7 protein-coding genes are annotated in these 5,380 nt (G+C 34.7%); 2 read left to right on the top strand and 5 right to left on the bottom strand.

The genetic code is table 11. From position 1 onward, the window contains the following. Positions 1–241: 241 nt before the first annotated feature. On the top strand, positions 242–1,825 hold the full coding sequence (locus AC1DTM_RS17610; protein ID WP_477000565.1) for a bifunctional metallophosphatase/5'-nucleotidase: 1,584 nt from the start codon (positions 242–244) through the stop codon (positions 1,823–1,825). Positions 1,826–1,865: 40 nt separating this feature from the next. On the opposite strand, the gene AC1DTM_RS17605 is transcribed toward AC1DTM_RS17610, so the two are convergent. Both AC1DTM_RS17605 and AC1DTM_RS17600 read right to left on the bottom strand, forming a co-directional pair. Then, entirely contained in the window at positions 1,866–2,105 is a 240-nt protein-coding gene (locus AC1DTM_RS17605; RefSeq protein ID WP_002111213.1) for a DUF896 domain-containing protein, read from the bottom strand. Between the two features lie 45 nt (positions 2,106–2,150). Further along, complete coding sequence (locus AC1DTM_RS17600) at positions 2,151–2,807, bottom strand: YneB family resolvase-like protein (RefSeq protein WP_002111214.1); 657 nt, start codon at positions 2,805–2,807, stop codon at positions 2,151–2,153. Positions 2,808–2,948: 141 nt separating this feature from the next. On the opposite strand from AC1DTM_RS17600, the gene lexA reads away from it, so the two are divergent. Then, positions 2,949–3,563: a transcriptional repressor LexA gene (lexA, locus tag AC1DTM_RS17595; RefSeq protein WP_002111215.1), complete on the top strand. Its 615-nt coding sequence runs from the start codon at positions 2,949–2,951 to the stop codon at positions 3,561–3,563. A 103-nt stretch (positions 3,564–3,666) separates the two neighbouring features. Here lexA and AC1DTM_RS17590 read toward each other — a convergent pair whose 3' ends face one another. From AC1DTM_RS17590 to AC1DTM_RS17580, 3 genes are read right to left on the bottom strand one after another with little or no spacing between them, the layout of a single operon-like run. Beyond that, positions 3,667–4,467, bottom strand: a complete 801-nt coding sequence (locus AC1DTM_RS17590) for a DUF4097 family beta strand repeat-containing protein (protein ID WP_002160864.1) — start codon at positions 4,465–4,467, stop codon at positions 3,667–3,669. Positions 4,468–4,470: 3 nt separating this feature from the next. After that, the gene (locus tag AC1DTM_RS17585; protein WP_002111217.1) at positions 4,471–5,013 is read right to left on the bottom strand and encodes a DUF1700 domain-containing protein; all 543 of its coding nucleotides are present in this window, start codon (positions 5,011–5,013) and stop codon (positions 4,471–4,473) included. After that, entirely contained in the window at positions 5,006–5,329 is a 324-nt protein-coding gene (locus tag AC1DTM_RS17580; RefSeq protein WP_016105867.1) for a PadR family transcriptional regulator, read from the bottom strand. Before AC1DTM_RS17580 ends, AC1DTM_RS17585 begins: the two co-directional genes overlap by 8 nt. Between the last annotated feature and the right edge of the window lie 51 nt (positions 5,330–5,380).

Raw genomic sequence — 5,380 nt, 5'->3', positions numbered from 1 at the left:
TAATAATCCCGCTGCTAGTACAACTGTTGTACTCATTACAAAAACTTTTTTCAACATATTAATGCCCCCATTTTTGTTGTTATAAAATAACCTTCCGTAAACATGAAGAAATATATCACACATTTTCACGAATAATTCCCTATTTACAGAATCTTTACACATTCTATACATTCACATTAAATTTCCCTTCATATATTTGATATGCTTAATTAGTAGATAACAATAGAAAAGGTGAATGATATTGAATCAAAATCAAATTGTAACTTTAAACATCTTATTAACAAGCGATATACATGGTACTGTTTATCCAATTCACTACCAAGATAACTCCCAAGCAGACATTGGTTTAGCTAAGATTTCCACTCTTATAAAAAAAGAACGTTCTCAAAACACAAACGTTCTTTTAATTGATAACGGGGACTTCATTCAAGGAACACCATTTACTTATCATTACGCTACATACGAAAAAAATATGGAAAACCCAATGTCCTTATTAGCCAACTACTTAGAGTATGACATTGCAATTATCGGAAATCATGAATTTAATTATGGAATGGATATATTAAATAATGCTGTGGCTACTGCAAATTTCCCTTATCTATCAGCAAACATTTTAGATAAAAACAGAAAAGAACCTTATTTTGGGAAACCATATATAACAAAACATATTGAATCAAATATAAAAATTGCTATTTTAGGGGTGACAACGCATTACATCCCCCATTGGGAACAAGCACATCATATTAAAGATTTACAATTTGAAGATGCATTTGAAACAACAAAAAAATGGGTTTCTTACATCCGTAAACATGAAAAACCAGATTTACTAGTCGTAGCCTATCACGGGGGATTTGAACGCGATTTACAAACCGGGGTACCGACTGAAGTTTTAACAGGTGAAAACCAAGGATATGCAATGTGCCATGAAATTGAAGGCATAGATATTTTACTAACAGGCCACCAACACCGAGAAATCGCTCACACCGTGATTAATGGTGTAACAATTTTACAGACCGGATGCAATGGACACTCAGTTGGAAAAGTAACAGTAACATTCGAAAAAGCAGAACAAAAATGGGTGAAAAAAGAGAGTTATTCAGAGTTATTGCCCGTACAAGGAATTGCGGCAGACCAAGATGTTCTTTCCTTGGTTGCCAATTATGAAGAGAAAACACAAAATTGGCTTGATCAACCGATTGGACTAATCTATGGGGACATGCAAATTTCAGATGCTATGCAAACTCGTTTGCAAGACCATCCTTTTATTGAATTCATAAATAAAATACAGATGGATATAGCTAATGTTTCAATTTCTTGCACAAGTTTKTTCCATAATACATCTCCAGGTTTCCCGAAACATGTAACAATGCGTGACATCGTTTCTAATTATATTTATCCAAATACATTAAAAGTAATTAGAATAACCGGAGCGGATATAAAAGATGCTCTCGAACTCTCTGCTTCTTATTTCACATTAAAAGCAGATGGATCCATCATCGTAACCCCTACCTACATAGAACCAAAGCCGCAACACTATAATTACGATATGTGGGAAGGGATTTCGTACGTATTAAACATTTCAAGACCAATTGGCGAGAGAGTAGAATCTTTACAGTATAAAGGCGCTCCCCTTAATATAAATGAAGAATATGACGTTGTTATGAATAATTATCGCGCAAGTGGCGGAGGGAACTTCTTTATGTTTCAAAATAAGCTAGTAGTAAAAGACATACCAACAGATATGTCTGAACTTATCGCTAACTATATATCGAAGCACAAAAGGATAGAAGCAACAGTCAATCACAACTGGAAAGTTATTAAATAACGAATTTAACAAATAAAAAAAGATGGGCTATGCCCATCTTTTAATTTAATTTTGCATTCTCTTGCTTTTTTAAAGCTTTTAATTTCGCCGGTGTAACATCCGTTCCTTCTTCGTTAACGACTTTAATTCCTTTTAATTCGTTTAACATATTTTGACGAAATCCTTTTAAATATTGTTCACGTAGCGATTGGCGCTCACGTTGTTCTTCTTCAGTTAAGCCTTCAGCTTTTGCTTTTTTCGCTAAGAAGTTAATGCGTTCAATGAGTTCTTGACTTGGCATCTCGAATCCCCCTTCTACTCAAAACTGATTATTATCATACAATAGTTAGTCCTCTTTATCAAGCAATTGCTTTGTATATTCTACATACCTTCGATGTACAGTTGCTTTTGAAACATCATGACCAAAACCACGAAGTGTTGCTGCAATTTCTTCAAAAGTTAATTCATTCCGGCGTAAACGTACAATTTCCTCAATTGGCACTTCTTTTTTCTCACGTCCTATACTTAAATGACGATTTTTCAAATTATTCTCTGGACGAAATCCTTTCTCTACCGCCCTTTGCATGCCACGTTTAATTTTTAAATTGTGGATCTTTCTTTGATACTCTTCAACAATCCCTATTATATTTAGCACCATCGAATCAGAATCTGAAAGCTGTAATTCACCACTATGCGTGTGCGTATAAACTTTTATCCCCTCTTTATGTAAACAATGCATTAATGCAATCTTTGCATTTCCTCTACCAAGACGCGTTTCATCTTGTATAAGTAGTACATCAACTTGTTCATCTCGAATTGTATCTAGCACTTCTAATATGCCATCACGTTCAATTGTATAACCGCTAGCCTGCTCCTCAATTACCTTTGTAACATCCATTTGATAGCGCTCAGCTAAATGCAATAATTCATCTTTTTGACGCAATAATGATGTTTCTTGTTCTTCTTTTGTTGTGCTCACACGTGCATAAATAATTGCATTCATTTTGAACCCTTCTTTCTCACTATATCTTCCTTATAGTGTATCATAAATTTGCCTTTCGTTCGAACTTATGTTTGTAGAATGTTTTTTCGCATGTTATACTTAATAATAAGAAAAATGAAAGAAAACGAGGTGTTAGAAAACATGGAAAAGTTAACGAAACGCCAGCAAGACATTCTCGACTTTATTAAGTTAAAAGTACAAGAAAAAGGATATCCGCCTTCCGTACGTGAAATCGGTCAAGCAGTCGGCCTTGCTTCTAGTTCTACAGTGCACGGACATTTATCACGACTAGAAGAAAAAGGATATATTCGACGCGACCCAACAAAACCACGCGCAATTGAAATTTTAGGTGACAACCGAATAGAAACACAGTCAGTAATTCAAGTTCCAATCGTCGGAAAAGTTACTGCCGGTTTACCGATTACAGCAGTCGAAAGTGTAGAAGATCACTTCCCACTTCCAGCTAGTATCGTTGCTGGAGCAGATCAAGTGTTTATGTTACGCATTTCTGGAGATAGCATGATTGAAGCTGGTATCTTTGATGGTGATTTAGTTGTTGTTCGCCAACAACAGTCTGCAAACAACGGTGAAATTGTAGTTGCTTTAACAGAAGATAACGAAGCAACTGTTAAACGTTTCTATAAAGAAAAAGATTATTTCCGTCTACAACCGGAAAACTCTTCACTAGAACCTATTATTTTAAAACAAGTGTCAGTTATCGGAAAAGTAATTGGCGTATATCGTGATTTACATTAAAAATAATAAAAAGAAGATAATTCCCTTATTTATATAGGTAATTATCTTCTTTTTATATTTTGATAGATTTCCGTTCATTCAAAAGAATGCGTTTCATTCATTATTAACGCGTTTCAATAGTAACATCTCCAGCAGCGGTTTTACCGCTAATCTTTTTACTACCATTACCAATCGTTATATTTTTATTGTCTTCATTAAAAATTGTCACGTCTCCAGCAGCGGTTTGCCCAGTTATAACTGCATCTTGTGGTTTTTCCAATAAAGTAATATCTACATCTCCAGCAGTTGAACTTGCCTCTAAATCATATTTAGAATCATGATCAATAATATCTATATCCCCACTAGCCGTTTTTGCTGTTACTTTCCCTATTACTTTTTTAAAATTTACCTCACCAGCTTTTGTAGACCCCTCCACACTCTTTGCTGTTACATGTTTCAAATCCACTTCTCCGGCGAGTGTTTCAACACTTACGCGGTCACTTTTCACATTACTTATTTCTATTTGTCCAGCGGATGAATTTACTTTTATCTCTTGATAAGAACGTTCTGGTACAAATATAGTCAATGTAGGCGTTTGAAATCCGAAATTGTAAAAGGAAAAATTAAATGAAACACCTTTTTCTATTTCCCCTATGACTTTTAATGTGTCACCATCTTCAGCAATACGAATCTCCTGTTTACTTACGTCTCCTGTTTGCTTTACATAAAAAGAGGAATCAGGCGATTTTTGGACAACAATATCTCCAGCATCTAACTTAACTTCCACATTTTTTAGCGTTTCGTTTTTAATAACTTCTTCCTTATTTCCTTTCTCTACAGTTTCTACTGCTTTCTTATATGTTTGTGAAATCCCTATTACTCCAATAATGATACAAGCGATAGCTACTAATAATATTTTTTTCATCATCTACTCCCCTTTTATCATTTTGAAGTTCCATACTACATAGCGTACACATAATCTTTTAAACCACTTCGTACTATAATAAGCTACAATACATAACAACAAACCTACTCCAACAAACGTTATACTAACGAAAAGATCCAACCATATAAAAGTACCCATAAATACTTTTACAATAACGAAAAATGGTGTCACTACACTAGCAATACCACCGACCCAAAAGGAAAATATAAAAGCTATAATTGCAATTAATGGGCCTAACACAATAATAAAATTAAACAAACTAAGTCCAACCGCTGCCAGGACAGCTCTTGTTACATTCGAAGTCGATGGATCTTTTTTCATCTCATCAAAGCGATACAAAGCAAGCAAGTCTTTCGCAATTACTTTCGGAGAACCAAGCCCCTTTATTATTTCTGATTCAGTTTTCCCCTCTTCCATCCCAAACTGAAAGTGCTCTTCATAATCAAATAAAATATCTTGTCGCTCTTCTTCTGGTAACTTTCTAAGATGACTTGATAATTCTTTAAGAAACTGTTCTTTACTCATCCCATTCCACCCCTTCAATAATTTCTTGAACACCTTTAGCAAAATCACGCCACTCCGTCACTAACAAATGAAGTTGCGTCTCCCCTTGCTCTGTTAGTTGATAATATTTACGGGGCGGTCCTTCCGTGGATTCTTTTAAATATGTTTGAAAATATTCCTCTTTCGTTAAACGACGTAATAGCGGATATACAGAACCTTCCGATATTAAAAATTTATTTGAAATTTGCTGAACAAGTTCATAACCATAACAATCCTTACGTTTTACAAGCGCCAATACACACAGTTCTAACACACCTTTTTTAAACTGAACGTTCAAGGACAATCCCCCTTTCTTATTTCAGTACTGTTCAATACACGGTACCTGTTA

The organism is Bacillus sp. P4_D3 (assembly GCF_056401855.1).
This window is presented reverse-complemented; position numbering and strand designations above follow the sequence as displayed.

What these genes read in the sequence shown, in the direction of transcription:
- AC1DTM_RS17605 (WP_002111213.1), bottom strand. Translation starts at nt 2,105, where the DNA reads ATGCCAAGTCAAGAACTCATTGAACGCATTAACTTCTTAGCGAAAAAA.
- AC1DTM_RS17600 (WP_002111214.1), bottom strand. Translation starts at nt 2,807, where the DNA reads ATGAATGCAATTATTTATGCACGTGTGAGCACAACAAAAGAAGAACAA.
- lexA (WP_002111215.1), top strand. Translation starts at nt 2,949, where the DNA reads ATGGAAAAGTTAACGAAACGCCAGCAAGACATTCTCGACTTTATTAAG.
- AC1DTM_RS17590 (WP_002160864.1), bottom strand. Translation starts at nt 4,467, where the DNA reads ATGAAAAAAATATTATTAGTAGCTATCGCTTGTATCATTATTGGAGTA.
- AC1DTM_RS17585 (WP_002111217.1), bottom strand. Translation starts at nt 5,013, where the DNA reads ATGAGTAAAGAACAGTTTCTTAAAGAATTATCAAGTCATCTTAGAAAG.